The organism is Neolewinella maritima (assembly GCF_923081025.1).
Lineage (GTDB): Bacteria > Bacteroidota > Bacteroidia > Chitinophagales > Saprospiraceae > Neolewinella > Neolewinella maritima.
Map to the genome: position 1 here is coordinate 72740 of NZ_CAKLPZ010000005.1, position 14947 is coordinate 87686.

The following is a 14947-nucleotide window of genomic DNA, read 5'->3' on the forward strand; positions in this document are numbered from 1 at the left end:
GCTATACCCGCTCCGCTAGCATCAGATCCAGTAACTCCTCCGCCGCCGCACCGATATTCGTGCCGGGGCCGAAGATGCCCACGACGCCAGTCTGGCGCAGAAACTCATAGTCCGCCGGAGGGATCACCCCGCCGACGACCACACGAATATCAGCCGCATCCTGGGCGGCGAGCTCGGCGATGACCTCGGGGACCAAGGTCTTGTGTCCTGCAGCCAGGGAGCTGATGCCCAGTAGGTGAACGTCGTTCTCTACGGCCTGTCGTACGGCTTCGGCGGGGGTTTGGAAGAGAGGGCCTACATCTACATCGAAGCCCAGGTCAGCAAAACCGGAGGCGATGACCTTGGCGCCGCGGTCGTGCCCGTCCTGTCCGAGTTTGGCGATCAGGATGCGGGGCCGGCGGCCGTAGGCGGTGACGAAGCGGTCCGATAGCTTGCGTACCGCCTGCAGGCGACCGGCGTCGGAGTGTCCGGCATAGACACCGCTAATGAGCTGATGGGTAGCGCGGTAACGGCCGAAAACCTCCTCCAGGGCGCTGCTGATCTCTCCGAGAGTGGCTCCGGCCCGGGCGGCGGTGACGGCGGCGGCCAGCAGGTTATCGTCTCCCTGGGCGGCCAGTTTGAGGGCCTGTAGGGCATCCTGATGGGTGGTGGCATCGCGGCGGCTGCGTGCACCTGCGATCTGCGCGAGTTGTTCTTCGCGGACCCGGTCGTTGTCTACTTCCAGCAGGTCGAAGTCGGCCCCCTCCTTGGTGCGGAACACGTTGACGCCTACGATCTGCTCGCGACCGGAGTCGATGGCGGCCTGCTTGCGGGCGCTGGCCTCCTCGATGCGGAGTTTGGGTAGACCGGTCTCGATGGCCTTGACCATACCGCCGGCTTCCTCGACTTCCTGCATGAGCGTGCGGGCTTCGGCGAGCAGGCGGTCGGTTTCCGCTTCTACGGCGTAGCTGCCGCCCCAGGGGTCGACGGCCTGGGTGATCCCGAGCTCGTGCTGGAGGTAGAGCTGGGTGTCACGGGCGATCTTAGCACTATAGTCGGTGGGTAAGGCGATGGCCTCGTCCAGGGCATTAGTGTGCAGGCTCTGTGTGCCACCGAAAACTGCGGCCAGGGCTTCGATGCAGGTGCGAGCTACGTTGTTGTAGGGATCCTGCTCGGTAAGGCTGTAGCCGCTGGTCTGACAGTGGGTACGGAGCATGGAACTCTTCGGGTTCTTGGGTTGAAACTCGGCCATCAGCTCGGCCCAGAGCTGGCGGCCTGCCCGCAGTTTGGCGATCTCGGTGAAGTGCTGCATACCGATACCCCAGAAGAAGCTGAGGCGGGGGGCGAAGTCGTCGATGTCGAGTCCGGCAGCCACCCCGGCGCGCACGTAGGCTAGTCCATCGGCCAATGTATAGGCCAGCTCCACCGCAGCGGGGGCGCCGGCTTCGTGCATGTGGTAGCCGCTGATACTGATGCTGTTGAAGCGCGGCATGTGCCGGGCGGTGTAGCCAAAGATATCCGCCACGATCCGCATACTGGGGGCCGGGGGGTAGATGTACGTATTGCGCACCATGAACTCCTTGAGGATATCGTTCTGGATGGTGCCGGCGAGCTGGTCCGGGGACACACCCTGCCGCTCGGCAGCTACGATATAGAAGGCCATGATGGGCAGCACGGCACCGTTCATGGTCATGCTCACGGACATCTTCTCCAGCGGGATCTCATCGAAGAGCCGCTCCATATCCTCCACCGTATCGATGGCTACGCCGGCCTTGCCGACATCGCCGCGGACCCGGGCGTGATCGCTGTCGTAGCCCCGGTGGGTGGCCAGGTCGAAGGCTACGGAGAGTCCGCGCTGGCCGGCGGCCAGGTTACGCCGGTAAAAGGCGTTGGACTCGGTGGCGGTACTGAAGCCGGCGTACTGGCGGATCGTCCAGGGCCGGCCTACGTACATACTGGCGTAGGGACCGCGGCGGTAGGGGGGGTGGCCGGCTACCTGGGGGGCGGTTGGGGTGGTAGTTGCTTGGGAGATCCGGCCGAGTTGGTGGTCGGGGTGGTGGGGAAATTCGGGTCGGGACATAGGGTACGGGTCGTGGGCAAATTACACATTCCGGCAACGGCGAACAAGCCGGCGCGGCAACGCTTTACAGTTAGCAAAGCAGCTACCGTGGCGCAGGAAAATATTTTTAAACGCATCGTTGGGTTTACCAAAGACCTGTTCACCAATTTCGGTAAGGACGACGCCTTCACCCTGGGTGCTGCGCTGGCCTACTATACGGTGTTCAGCTTCGCGCCCCTGCTGGTCGTGGCCATCGCAGTGGCCAGCTACTTCATGGGAGAGGAGGCCGTAACGGGACGGCTCTACGGGGAGCTCGAGGGGCTGTTGGGACCGGACGCCGCCGAGACCCTGCAGGAGATTGTCAGTAATGCCTACTCCACGGGGGATAGCCTGTGGGCTACTGCGCTTAGTGTGGCTACCCTGGTTTTCACGGCTACCACGGTATTCGCTACCCTCAAGACCAGTCTAAACCGGATCTGGGAGATCGAGGCCCGTCCGGCCAACAACATTCTGGGCTTCCTCATCACCCGCCTGCTCAGCTTCAGTTTCGTGATCGGTCTGGGCTTCCTGCTCATGACCACCCTGGTCGTGAATGCACTGATTATCGGCTTCATGGATAAACTGGCCGCTATGGTGCCCGCCCTGGGGCCGGTTGTACTAGCTGTCACAAGTTGGGTAGTGGCCACCGCCGTCACGGCCGTCATCTTTGCCCTGCTATTCCGCTACCTGCCCGATGCTAAAGCACGCTGGAAGGATATCTGGGCTGGGGCCATCTTCACCGCCCTACTCTTCGGTCTGGGCCGATTTCTGATCGGCTTTTACATCGGCAACTCCGACTTCAGCAGTACCTACGGGGCCGCCGGTGCGCTGGTTACGCTGCTCGTGTGGACGTACTACAACAGTCAGATCCTCTTCCTCGGAGCGGAGTTTACCGCCACCTGGGCCAAGCGCCGCGGCTTCCCCATCCGACCGGATAAAAATGCCGTGCGTATTGTTAAGGAGGTACGTAAGGTGGATGGGATCAAGGTATAGTTATCGGGGCAGGTGCAACCACGCTTTCGCGATGGCAAATACCTCTTTTCGACTTACCCCTAATTCACGTACCCCACCAGCCCCCTGACTCTTCGAGAGCTTTCCGCCATCATGCAGCAGCAAGGGGTGGTGAATAACATCCATCCGCTCCTCCAGCTTAGGATATCCGAGCAGATCCGACACAACTGCCTGCGCCGCGGTACTGGCCCGCAGGTCTTCCCCCCGCGCGCAGGTCGTGATCCGGTAGTGGTAGTCATCTACCGTGCAGGCTAGTTGATAGCTTGGCCGACCGTCCTTCTTACGTACGGCGAAGTCGGGCATCTGCGCATGTAGGGGTAGTCCCCGGGTATCGATCCGCCAGGCCACCTGTGGCGCAGCCAGTGCGATACCGGCGGTGGGACAGTCGTAGAAGTGGACACCGTCAGCTAGTTCTTTGCGGGAGCAGGGGCAGGCGAACAGTTGGGGTCCGTTAGGCGCGGTACGGGTGCGGAGGGTCTCCAGGGCGGCGCGGTACAACGGCATCCGGTGTTCCTGCGACCAGTGGGCGGTGAAATCCTCTACATCTCTGGGTCCCTCCGTAGGTTCGATCCCCAGCCAGTCTAACACATCAAACACGTCCTGCAGGTAGGCCGGACGGACGCGAGCGCGGTCGAGGTCATCGATGCGCAGGAGCAGCCGGCCGTCGGTGCGCGCGGCCAGCAGCGCGTTGGCGGCGAAGTTGGCGGCGTTGCCGAGGTGAAGGTAGCCGGAGGGCGTGGGGGCTATACGGGTCATACAAATCAACGGTCGAGTGGCCTCCGGTCCGAGATGAGAAGCAGTATTCGATATAGAAAATACACACAGATCACGGATGTTTACATCAAACACGCCCTTATGGATAGGCTCGGCAATGTCTCACACTTCCCCGTAGGCATCACTCCCGTACACATCAACTACCGGCTATACGGCAGCATCCCCCAGGCCGAACTCAAACGCATACAACTGCTCCGCCGGTCGGCCACGGCTGATATGAAGCGTCAATTTGGCAAGCTATCCGATCAGCACTTCGCGGAGGCATCCAAGCAGGAGATGGCGCGCATAGACCGTATGGTAGAAGCCAAAATGGAGCATACCCTTCACCAATCCGGTAGTGGGCCGATGTACCTTAGACAGCCCGAACTGCGCGATACTGTTCTTGCCTCTTGGCAGTTTCTACACCAACGAAAGGAGCTCGTCCTATACGCAGCTTGTTTAATGTCCAACCACGTACATGCGATCGTCAGTAACATAAACCGTCAAGAATCCTTAGCGATAGGTCAGCTGATGAGTAGACACAAAACCTTCACGGCTGGCCAGGCTAATAAGCTGCTTCAACGCTCGGGGCAGCCCTTTTGGGAACGGCAGTACTTCGATCGTACCGTTCGCGACGGCAAGTTTCTGACGGCTATGTGGTATGTACTGAATAATCCCGTCAAGGCACATCTAGTGGAACGGTGGCAGGACTGGCCAGGCACCTTCGTGAACCCGCTTTACTTGTCTCACTTTACAGAGTAGGTACCTCGGACCGGAGGCCCTCGACCTTTTACTTTAGTGCACGACAGTGCCGGTGTAGATACGCTACATTTTACCTTCACCGTTCAATGATGACACACAAGCACTACCACACATGACCTTCCCCCGCCTGATCAAATTGTCGCTCCTACTTTTCTTCACCGTAGGCCCCCTGCCCCACGCTTCGTGGAGCACCTGCGTACGCGCCCAACAACCCTATGGCACCGCCAAGAGCCCGGAAACCCTGCAGGGACTGAGCGACCTGACCACCATCGACCAGCTCATGTACTACATTCCCGGCATCGGCAGCGCGTCGCGGGAAGAGCTGCTGCGGCAGAACATCAAGCCCTACATGATGCCCATCCGCCAGGTGCCACAGACGGGCATGGAGTGGGCCTACGCCCTAGCCGACTGCCTGGAGTACTACACCAACCTCAACAGCAACTTCAAGGATAACCTCAGTCCCGACTACATCACCATGAGTCTGGCCAATGCCGGACAGCGCCCCAACCTGGTCGACGGACTGGCGCTGCTCATCAATTCCGGTACCGTCTCGGCGGCCATCGTGCCCTACAACAGTGCGGCGATCCCCAATTCGGTGTACTCCGTGGCCCGCTTCGGCATCACGAACTTCGGCTACCTCTTCCGGCCCGAGACCAAGGCGCGCAACCGCGTGTTTGAAACCCGCAAGGCACTGAGCCGCGGCAACCCCGTGCTGGTGGAGCTGTCTACCGACGCCGGTTTTACCAGCGTACAGGGCAGCACCTACACCCCCGAGGGACCGGGTACCGAGACCCACTTCCTCACCGTAATCGGCTACGACGGCGAGGCCGAAACCTTCGAACTGCGCAGCAGCCTGGGTCGCAACTGGGGCGCCGGCGGCTACGTGACGGTGAGCTACGACGACTTCGGCCGGCTGGCACAGACGGGCTACGTGCTCATCCCTAAGGAGTGAGGCAAGGGGTTAAGGGCTTAGGGGGAAAAGGGGTTAAGGCGCTGCTGGTAGGCGTGATACTGCTGTGCGTGACTGGGGGGGCGGGCGCGCAGGTGCAGGAGCAGGTCACGCTGGATAGCAGTATCCTCCTCGAATCCGCTACCGTGATCGGGCGTAGGGACGAGCCGGCTACCGCCCTACCCTATCAGATCGAACTGGTGCGGAATGCGGAGCGGCGGCGGGTGCAGAGTCTGACCACGGCCGATGCGCTGGCCTCCCTGAGCGGAGTGTACGTACAGAAATCGCAGCTGGGCGGGGGCAGTCCGGTGCTCCGGGGGTTCGAGGCAAATCGAGTGCTGCTGGTCGTCGACGGGGTGCGGATGAATAATGCGATCTACCGCAGCGGCCATTTGCAGAATGCCATCACCGTAGATCCCAATGCCCTGGACCGGATCGAGGTCATCTACGGTGCCGGTGCCCTGGCCTACGGCAGCGATGCCATCGGGGGGGTGGTGCATTTCCGTACCCGCCGGCCCGACTACCGACCGGATGGAGGCTCGGCCGGTTACCTACAGACGAATTACAGTACGGCCGCCCACGCCGCCAATCTGGCCGGTGGACTAGACTACGGCAGCACGCGCTGGGCCGCTACTACCCAGTATGCGCTCACGCGCTTCGGTGACCTGCGGGCAGGGGGCTACCGTCCAGACAGCTACGGGGACTTCGGGCTGCGTACTGAATACGTAAGGGGCGATGAGGTGGTCACCAATTCCAATCCGCAGCGCCAGCTAGGGAGTGGCTACGCACAGTATAACCTGCTACAGAAAGTCCGCTATCGGGTAGGCAAGCAGCTGGAGCTGACCGCGAACCTACAGTTCTCTACTACCGGCAACGTGCCCCGCTACGATGCCCTGATCGAACGCCGTAACGGACAGCTGCGCTGGGCGCGCTGGGATTACGGCCCGCAGACCCGCGCCCTGGCTAGTCTGCGGCTGGATGATCGGCGGGGTACCGGGCTCTATGACGTGGCGAGTTACCTACTATCGTACCAGTACGTAGAGGAGGACCGAATACAACGTCGCCTCGGCAGTTCGATACTGGAGGAGAGCCTGGTCGACGTCGGCAGCTGGAACCTCCAAATTGATTACGCCAAGGGACTGCAGCCGGGGACCGACCTGCGTTATGGATTCGATCTACGGACTGAGCGAGTGGATGCTACGGCTAGTCCCCCTACCGAACCCACGCGCTACCCAAGCCAGGGCAGCGGGCTGGCGGGCGGTGGGGCGTACCTTGAGCTTAGTCATTCACTGGGCACCTACTGGCAGCTGCGGGGCGGACTGCGCTACAGCTACCAGCGCCTCACCGCAACCTTCGATGCGGATGATCCAGTGGCCTGGCCAGCGGACTACCTGACAGGTATTGTGAACCCTTCCTCAGCAGTGACCGGGGCGGTGGGACTGCAGTATCGTCGGGACGAGCACGGTTTGCGCGTACTGCTGGCCCAGGGCTTCCGCGCGCCAAACGTAGACGACTTTGCCAAGTTTCGGGAACAGAGCGGACGCATTCAGATACCTAATCCGGACTTGCGTGCCGAACGCTCGAATACGCTGGAGCTTGGGTATACCCGTACGGCGGGTCCCCTCCGGCTGGTGCTTACGGCCTACGGCACCCTGCTGCAGGACGCGATCATTCGTCGGGCCGGCACGCTACCCGACGGGCGGACGGCCTTCGTGAGCCGGGGGGATACACTCTTCGTTGACACCAACGTGAACGCCGAGCGGGCCTGGGTGTACGGCGTCGATGCGGTAGCCACCTGGAATATCGCTCCGACCTGGGAGCTTCGCGGGGAGGCGCACTGGCTGCGCGGTCGGCGTTGGCAAGCTACTCCTGACGGCCGGGAGCTGACGCTGCCACAGGATCACATTCCCCCTGCTTACGGGCGGTTGGGGGTACACTATGCGTCGGGACGCTGGTCAGGGGAGGTGCGCCTGGCTGCTCAGTTGCGTAAGCAGTTCGAGGATTACGCAGTGAATGAGATCACCGGTACGGCATCCACCGGCTACACTTTCGACCGTACAGGCAGTGCTGACAACCCGGAGCTTACGCCCTTCGGTACGGGCAGTCCGGCTTGGTGGACGGTGAGCTTATACGGGACCTATACCCTGAGTGACCGCTGGTCGGTACAGCTGAAGGGGGAGAATCTGACAGATCGTTTTTACTGGCCGTATGCCGGGGGGATCGGGGCGGCGGGAATTGATGTGGGGGCGGGGGTCACCTGGCGGTGGTAGTGCGTTGCTCCGGCAGACTACCGCGGATCGTCATCTGGCGTATCCCACTTCGAGCCGCTGATGTCTTCCCCACGGGCGGTAGCGAGTTGTACTTCTAAGGCATCCACCAGACGGTCGCCCAGAAACGAAGCCAGGGGGGTGTAATCTCCCCGGTCTGCTTGCTCCAGAGACCGATAGTAGTCTAGCCGATCGTCGACGGGTACGATTAGCGGAGGGTAGCCTGCCCGCATGAGAGCAAAGTTCATTACGATTCGGCCGATACGTCCGTTACCGTCGTCAAAGGGATGAATAGCCACGAACTCGTGGTGGAGTACGGTAGCTCGGAGGAGTGGGTGAAGTACATCCTGCGCCTCCGCTTCGGTGTACCAATCTACCAGCACTTCCATCAGGCCGGGTACAGCATTTGGTTCGGCGAAGTAGTGCATACTTCCTCTGGCAGTACGCACGTGGTTCGGCTCCGCCTTATATCTCCCTACATGGATCGTACGGAATACTTCTTGTCCATCCGGTCGCACCGCCCGCTGGGGGTAGTCCTCTTTGAGCATAAGTTGGTGCAGCTGGCGTACATCCGACTGTCGCAGGGGTCGGTCGCCCTTTACCAGGTCCAGCATTAGGTGAACGGCATCGCGGTGGCCGATGATATCCAGGTGGTCCTTCAGCGGTTTGCCCTTTGCGGTGATACCGTAGAGTAGTAGGGTCAGCGTCTCTCCGTAGGTGAGCTTGTTTCCCTCGATGGCATTAGAGTTATAGTTCCAGATATGGAGGGTTTGCTGCAGGACATGCGCTTCCATATTGCGGCTGAAGGGGCGCATACTGTCCACCTGTTCCTTCATCGCACGGGTCTGCGCTAGTACCGGCAGAGCGGCGAGTGCCTCCCAATTAACCTTATCGTGTAGGCGGGCTGCTCCGTAGGGTTTCTCCGGCTCAGCCACCTGAGGTACCGATTCGGCAGTGTAGGCATATCGCCGGTGCAGAAACAGCAATTGAGGATCACGATCCATGGCCCGGGCCAGGTTGGCGATGCTGGACAGCTTCAGGTCGCTACGCCCATTGAGCAACTGAGATATATAGCCCTTACTTACCCCGAGCTTTTCCGCAAACTGGGTCCGGCTCATCTCCTGCTCCTTCAGGTATATATTGACTTCCTGGATGATTGTAGCAGCCAGTTGCTCTCCGACGGGTATAGTGGTCACGTCTTTCATAGTTAACCTACAACTTAACTATTCACTGAGAAGTTCCGCTGGAGATACATATTACACTTATCAACCCCGCACCAGCGACCCCGCCCGCCCACACAAAAAAAGCGCCCGGCAGTCCAAAGACCACCGGGCGCTCCCAAAATCTATAGAACCGTACTAGTCGCGATCCCGCCGATCCCGGCCACGACCGCCGCCGCCTCCGCGACGCTCGCCGCGATCCCGACCACCGCCGCGGCGGTCGCCGCGATCACGTGACTTGCTGGCGGTACGCTCTTCCTCCAACTCTTCGTCGGTAGGAATGGTGCCGTCGGCGCGGGGCATGATGGCCTTGCGGCTCAGGCGAAGCTTGCCCGTGCGCTCGTCCACGTCCACAATCTTGAACTTGACGGTGTCGCCTTCCTCGAATTCGTCCTCGACGCTTTCGATGCGGCTGTGACTCATTTCACTGACGTGCAGCAGTCCGTCGCGGCCTCCCTCGAAGCCGACGAATACGCCGTAGGGCATGATCGTCTTGACGGTGCCTTCGTATACACCACCCACCTCGGGGGTGAAGGTGATCTTCTTGATGCGGGCTACCGCGTCGTCGATGGCTGCCTTGTCGTTGCTGGCGATGCTGACGTGGCCCTTACCATCCACCTCGTCGATGTTGATATTGGTGCCGGTCATCTCCTGCAGTTCCTGGATGATCTTACCGCCGGGTCCGATGACCGCGCCGATGAAGCTCTTCTCGATCACCAGTTTCACGATCCGGGGAGCGTGGGGCTTGAGGTCCTCACGGGGCTCGCTCAGGGTCTTGGCCATCTCGCCGAGGATGTGGAGGCGTCCCACGCGGGCCTGCTCCAGCGCCTGCTCGAGCTGCTCGTAGGGCAGTCCATCGATCTTGATGTCCATCTGGCAGGCCGTAATGCCCTTGTCGGTACCGGTGAGCTTGAAGTCCATGTCTCCGAGCGCGTCCTCATCGCCGAGGATGTCACTGAGGATGGCAATCTTGCCGCCCTCGGCTACCATACCCATGGCGATACCGGCTACGGGACGGGTGAGCTGTACGCCGCCGTCCATCAGGGCCAGCGAGCCGGCACAGACGGTAGCCATCGAGCTGGATCCGTTGGACTCCATAATGTCCGATACGATGCGGATCGTGTGGGTCATCTCTGCGGGCAGTACCTGGCGGATCGAGCGGGCGGCCAGGTTGGCGTGCCCTACTTCGCGGCGGCCGGGACCGCGCATCGGCTTGGTCTCCCCTACCGAGTAGGCCGGGAAGTTGTAGTGAAGGATGAAGTTGGCGTAGCTGTTCTCGTGGGCTACGTCCACCATCTGCTGGTCAGTCTTGGTACCGAGGGTGAGGCTGGTCAGGGCCTGGGTCTCTCCGCGATTGAAGATGGCCGATCCGTGGGCGCTGGGTAGGTAGTCGACTTCCGTCCAGATGGGGCGTACCTCGTCAAAGGCGCGTCCGTCCAGGCGTACGCCTTCGTTGAGCATCAGGTTGCGGATGGTCTTCTTCTGTACCTTGTCGTAGGCGGCGTAGATCTGCTCCTTGTTCTCGCTCATCCACTCCTCGCCCTTCTCTTCGACCACGGCCTCCTTGAAGTTGGTCTTGATCTCCTTCAGGGCGTCCTTACGCTGCTGCTTGTTGAGCGCACCGCGGGCCATGGTGGAGATGGCGTCCTTCACCTTACTCTCTACGTAGCTGAACACCTCTTCGTCCTGCTCCACGGTCTCTACTTCGCGGGTGGTGGCTTTATCGCCGACCATTTCGCGCAGTTCGAGCTGCTTCTTGCACATGAGCTTGATCGCTTCGTGACCGGCCTTGAGGGCACCTAGGATGGACTTTTCGTCTACTTCCTTTCCTTCGCCTTCCACCATCATGATGTTGTCGGCGTCGGCGGCCACGATCAGGTCGAGGTCGGCATTAGCCAGGTCGGAGCGGTCGGGATTGACGTGGTACTCTCCGTCGATGCGGGCTACACGGCACTCCGAGATCGGCCCGGCGAAGGGAATATCGGAAACCATGAGGGCGGCCGAGGCGGCCAGACCGGCCAGGGCGTCGGGCATCACCTCCTTATCCAGGCTGATGAGGTTGATGATCACCTGGGTGTCGAACATATAGCCCTTCGGGAACAGCGGCCGGATGGCGCGGTCGACGATGCGGCTGATGAGGATCTCGTAGTCGTTGAGGCGGGTCTCGCGGCGGAAGAAGTTACCGGGGATGCGGCCGGCGGCGGCAAATTTTTCCTGGTAGTCGACGCTTAGCGGAAAGAAGCTCTGTCCTTCGCGAACGCTGGTGCTGGAGACGACGGAGCAGAATAGCATGGTATTGCCACACTTGACGACGACGGAGCCGTCGGCCTGGGTGGCTAGTTTACCGGTTTCGATGGTGACTTCGCGGCCGCTGGGCAGGGCGAAGTTGACCGTCATTGGGGTTTGATTACCCATTATTTGTTGGAGATTAAAATGAATTATGCAGGTTGGCCCCGTAGCCCGTAGGCCCGGAGGATCGACACAAAACAGCCAACAAGTAGGGGGGTTAAGGGCGTCCCGGTAGCTACCGGGGCGGGTGCCATGCACCCTCTGTTACACCAAGTAAAACCGGTAGCGGACCGGTCACCTTCTCTCGTTCCCGCCGGGGGTCGCTGGAGACCGACGGATGCCACACGGGCGTGGCACGAACTTTTGTCATTTTGTATCGCCGCGAATATACAGCATTTTGCTACAGTTCTTGTGCAGTGTATGCTCAAGCCTGCGGTTGCGTTGTATTTTAGCCCCGAACCCGGCAAACCACTCCCCCGTCTCCGCCCCCCATCCATCCGACGCTACGAGCAGGCAGGGTAGCCGGCTGTTCCGGACCCTCTACATCGGCCTCATCTTACTGATGACGGTGGTGCTGGCGTCCGTAGTCATGGAGGTCGCCACCTTCGATACGCGGCGCAAACTAGATAACGCCCTGCAGCTGGAGCGCGATTTGGGACTGCTCCTCTCTACCCTTCTGGATGCCGAGACCGGCCAGCGCGGCTATCTGCTCACCGGCCAAAATGACTACCTGGAGCCCTACCACCTGGCCCTGGATACGGTAGCGCCCATTCTGGCCCGGATCGGTGGCAAAGTACGCGAAGACTCCATCCAGCAGCTCCGGCTCCAGCGGGTCAATGCGCTGACGGCCGATAAATTTCGTGAACTCTCCCAGACCCTGGTGCTCCACACGACCGAGCAGCGCGATAGCCTTTATATGCTGTTTGACGGTAAGCTGGATGAAACGCTGATGGACCGGATCCGCCACACTATCGACCTACTGCGCCAGGAAGAACTCGAAGATATCGCCAGACGCTACCGCCAGGTCAACCGCCTGAGTAGTATCACCACCGTACTCCGCCTGATCGGCGTGGTGGGACTGGCGCTAGTGTTTTATTACATCTATACGCAGCTACGCCCCCTATTTGCCCAGAAACTCCGCATCATTGCCGATCGCGATCACGAGATCGAGGAACGCATCCGGATCGAGCGGATGAACACCGATCTCATTGCTACGCTCAACCTCAAGAACCGCGAGCTCGACCAGTTCGCCTACACCGCCAGCCACGACCTGCGCGAGCCGCTTCGCACGGTCAGAAATTACGTGGAGATACTTACGGAAGATCACGCGGAGCAGCTCGATGACGAGGGGCACGCACACCTACACCTCATCCACCGTACTACGGATCGCATGCGCGTGCTGATCGATTCTCTGCTACAGTATAGTCGGGTAGGAGTAGGTGAGCAGCTCGTCCAGGTCGACCTGCAGCGCACGCTCACCGAGGTGCTCGAAAACCTACAGTTTGCGATCGAGCGATCCGCCGCCATCGTCACCGTAAGTGCCCTGCCCCGGGTACCCGGTTATCCCATCGCACTGCGGCAGTTGTTCCAGAACCTACTGACCAATGCCCTGAAGTTTCACCCCCCCGGAGTGCCGCCACAGGTCACCATATCGGCACACTGCACCAGCGATCGCGCAGTGGTATACGTGCAGGACAACGGAATCGGAATGACGAAGGCCGACCAACAACGAATATTTGCCCTTTTTGAACGTTTACACCCTGCTGATATTTACGAAGGACAGGGAATCGGGCTCGCATTTTGCCAAAAAATAGTACAATTGCACCGGGGTGAGCTTACCGTTACCAGCAAGATTAGCCAGGGTAGCACCTTCAGTGTAGCCCTTCCCCTAGCAGACGTACATGAAGAAACTGGGCCGAATACTCCTGATTGACGACTCCGAGGCGGATAACTTTATCCACCTCCGTCGCTTCCGTAAGCTGAAGATCGCCGACGAGGTGGTGGTGCGCATGAACGGGCGTGAGGGACTGGACTACCTGACGACCCCCCTGCCAGATGGTAGCTATCCACGACCCGACCTCCTGTTCCTGGATATAAATATGCCCGTTATGGATGGTTGGTCGTTCCTCGATACCTACCAGAAGCTGCCCGCTGCCCACCGGGCGCGCGTCACTATAGCTTTGCTGACGAGCTCGAAGGGAGATGCGGAATCAATCCGTGCCGACTCCTATACGGTACTCGATGGTCACGAGTCGAAACCGCTGCACCGCGACCTGATCCACCGCCTGCTCATCACCTTTTTCCCCGATCGCTTCGATCGCGCGTCCAGCGCCCTACACTAAGCGCTGCAGCACGAGCACGGCACCCAGGTGGAGTGTCTCATGCATATTATTGAAGGTTAGCGCCTCCTCCACGGTACCGAAGCCCACTCCGAAACTCGTCGTGTACGGGGTATAGCCGGACCAGTCCAGCGCCGCGTAGTCGTGCCGCAACCGCTGACTTCCGGCCAGCAACTCGGCCTTGATGAAGTCTAGCTCCGCCAGACTTGCCGGTCCGTCCGGTCGGCTACCCTTACGGTAGCGGTCGATGAAGTCTTTGCCGCTGGGGGTCCGGTGCCCACTCAGCGCGTACACCAGCAGCTCGGAGGTGGCAATGACGTGACCGGCATTCCAAAGCACGTTGTTGTTCAGCCCCTGGGGTATGCGATTGACCTGCTCCAGACTCAGGGCGCTTACCACCTGGAGCATATTGGTGCGTGCCTGCAGGTGCAGGTCAAAGAGTCGATCGGTAGCTGAGGTGTCCATGGGGCGGGTTTGCCGCAAGGTACGGCGTCACCCATCGCCGCGTTTTGTTTAATAACGGCAGCTGCAGCAGCGTCCGCTGAAGGGGGGCGGGGCCGCCGGTGCTATGAAAGTCGCAACGCCCCCCCGATGCGGTTTTAGGCACACAGAGCCCCCGCCGTTCCAGTAAGCGCTGTACCTGCCGCGCCGCGGCGCCCGATGGATCGATGATGTGTACCCCCGGCCCTGCCACCGCCCGGATGTCCTCCAGAATGAGGGGATAGTGGGTACAGCCGAGTACCAATGTATCCAGTACCCCAGCCGGGGGCAGCAGCGCCCGCAGATATTCCCCTACTTCCGGCGATCCACTACCGTATGCTTCGATCAGGGGCACCAGACCTGCGCAAGGGTCTTCCCAGACCGGCCGGTCGCTCAGGTAGCGGGCCCGCAGGTCGAGGTAGCGTGCGCTGCGCAGGGTGACCGCCGTAGCCATGATACCGACGTGACGGCCCGCAGCCGCCGGCTTCACGGCCGGTTCCAACCCCACGAAGGGTACATCCGGATACGACGCGCGCAGTGCATCGATGGCTACGCTGGTGGCGGTATTGCAGGCTACGACGACGAGCTTCACCCCGGCGGCTAGCAGAAACTCCGTGATCTGCCGGCTGTAGTCGAGCACCTCGGCGTCGGTGCGGGCGCCGTAGGGTGCGCGGGCATTATCGGCTACGTAGAGTTGGCTCTCCCGGGGCAGTAGCCCACAAATAGCATTGGCGACCGAGAGGCCGCCAATGCCGGAGTCGAATACTCCAATACTTCCGTGATGATCGGGTAGGTACACG

The 14947-nt window shown here is 60.7% G+C and carries 12 protein-coding genes; 6 read left to right on the forward strand and 6 right to left on the reverse strand.

The window, feature by feature from the left end; translation table 11 throughout:
- Position 1: 1 nt before the first annotated feature.
- A complete protein-coding gene (gene scpA / locus MJQ68_RS16145) occupies positions 2-2059 on the reverse strand; it encodes a methylmalonyl-CoA mutase (protein ID WP_238752192.1) in 2058 nt (685 codons plus the stop codon).
- An 87-nt stretch (positions 2060-2146) separates the two neighbouring features.
- Between scpA and MJQ68_RS16150 the strand changes: the two genes are divergently transcribed.
- Positions 2147-3070, forward strand: a complete 924-nt coding sequence (locus MJQ68_RS16150; protein ID WP_238752193.1) for a YihY/virulence factor BrkB family protein — start codon at positions 2147-2149, stop codon at positions 3068-3070.
- On the opposite strand, the gene MJQ68_RS16155 is transcribed toward MJQ68_RS16150, so the two are convergent.
- Positions 3071-3844, reverse strand: a complete 774-nt coding sequence (locus tag MJQ68_RS16155; protein WP_238752194.1) for a glutamate--tRNA ligase family protein — start codon at positions 3842-3844, stop codon at positions 3071-3073.
- Positions 3845-3943: 99 nt separating this feature from the next.
- Here MJQ68_RS16155 and MJQ68_RS16160 point away from each other — a divergent pair, with 99 nt between their 5' ends.
- The 3 genes from MJQ68_RS16160 to MJQ68_RS16170 all read left to right on the forward strand — a co-directional run bounded on the left by MJQ68_RS16160 (position 3944) and on the right by MJQ68_RS16170 (position 7822).
- Complete coding sequence (locus MJQ68_RS16160) at positions 3944-4603, forward strand: transposase (protein ID WP_238752195.1); 660 nt, start codon at positions 3944-3946, stop codon at positions 4601-4603.
- A gap of 112 nt (positions 4604-4715) precedes the next feature.
- The gene (locus MJQ68_RS16165; RefSeq protein ID WP_238752196.1) at positions 4716-5555 is read left to right on the forward strand and encodes a C1 family peptidase; all 840 of its coding nucleotides are present in this window, start codon (positions 4716-4718) and stop codon (positions 5553-5555) included.
- Positions 5556-5608: 53 nt separating this feature from the next.
- Entirely contained in the window at positions 5609-7822 is a 2214-nt protein-coding gene (locus tag MJQ68_RS16170) for a TonB-dependent receptor plug domain-containing protein (RefSeq protein ID WP_238752197.1), read from the forward strand.
- A gap of 17 nt (positions 7823-7839) precedes the next feature.
- On the opposite strand, the gene MJQ68_RS16175 is transcribed toward MJQ68_RS16170, so the two are convergent.
- Together MJQ68_RS16175 and pnp are read right to left on the reverse strand one after the other, a co-directional pair.
- Positions 7840-9024 (reverse strand): Fic family protein, encoded by a 1185-nt coding sequence (locus MJQ68_RS16175; protein WP_238752198.1) that lies wholly within the window; start codon positions 9022-9024, stop codon positions 7840-7842.
- Between the two features lie 153 nt (positions 9025-9177).
- Positions 9178-11454, reverse strand: coding sequence for a polyribonucleotide nucleotidyltransferase (gene pnp / locus MJQ68_RS16180; protein WP_238752199.1), 2277 nt, complete (start codon positions 11452-11454; stop codon positions 9178-9180).
- A 310-nt stretch (positions 11455-11764) separates the two neighbouring features.
- Between pnp and MJQ68_RS16185 the strand changes: the two genes are divergently transcribed.
- Positions 11765-13261: a sensor histidine kinase gene (locus tag MJQ68_RS16185; protein ID WP_238752200.1), complete on the forward strand. Its 1497-nt coding sequence runs from the start codon at positions 11765-11767 to the stop codon at positions 13259-13261.
- Positions 13230-13670, forward strand: a complete 441-nt coding sequence (locus MJQ68_RS16190; RefSeq protein WP_238752201.1) for a response regulator — start codon at positions 13230-13232, stop codon at positions 13668-13670. The genes MJQ68_RS16185 and MJQ68_RS16190 overlap by 32 nt, the downstream gene beginning before the upstream one ends.
- Here MJQ68_RS16190 and MJQ68_RS16195 read toward each other — a convergent pair.
- Positions 13662-14132: a DinB family protein gene (locus tag MJQ68_RS16195; protein WP_238752202.1), complete on the reverse strand. Its 471-nt coding sequence runs from the start codon at positions 14130-14132 to the stop codon at positions 13662-13664. The genes MJQ68_RS16190 and MJQ68_RS16195 overlap by 9 nt on opposite strands.
- Entirely contained in the window at positions 14101-14946 is an 846-nt protein-coding gene (gene murI / locus MJQ68_RS16200; protein WP_238752203.1) for a glutamate racemase, read from the reverse strand. Before murI ends, MJQ68_RS16195 begins: the two co-directional genes overlap by 32 nt.
- Position 14947: the final 1 nt, after the last annotated feature.

Coding starts and splice junctions, on each gene's coding strand:
- scpA (WP_238752192.1), bottom strand. CDS start 2,059: ATGTCCCGACCCGAATTTCCCCACCACCCCGACCACCAACTCGGCCGG.
- MJQ68_RS16155 (WP_238752194.1), bottom strand. CDS start 3,844: ATGACCCGTATAGCCCCCACGCCCTCCGGCTACCTTCACCTCGGCAAC.
- MJQ68_RS16160 (WP_238752195.1), top strand. CDS start 3,944: ATGGATAGGCTCGGCAATGTCTCACACTTCCCCGTAGGCATCACTCCC.
- MJQ68_RS16165 (WP_238752196.1), top strand. CDS start 4,716: ATGACCTTCCCCCGCCTGATCAAATTGTCGCTCCTACTTTTCTTCACC.
- MJQ68_RS16175 (WP_238752198.1), bottom strand. CDS start 9,024: ATGAAAGACGTGACCACTATACCCGTCGGAGAGCAACTGGCTGCTACA.
- pnp (WP_238752199.1), bottom strand. CDS start 11,454: ATGGGTAATCAAACCCCAATGACGGTCAACTTCGCCCTGCCCAGCGGC.
- MJQ68_RS16190 (WP_238752201.1), top strand. CDS start 13,230: ATGAAGAAACTGGGCCGAATACTCCTGATTGACGACTCCGAGGCGGAT.
- MJQ68_RS16195 (WP_238752202.1), bottom strand. CDS start 14,132: ATGGACACCTCAGCTACCGATCGACTCTTTGACCTGCACCTGCAGGCA.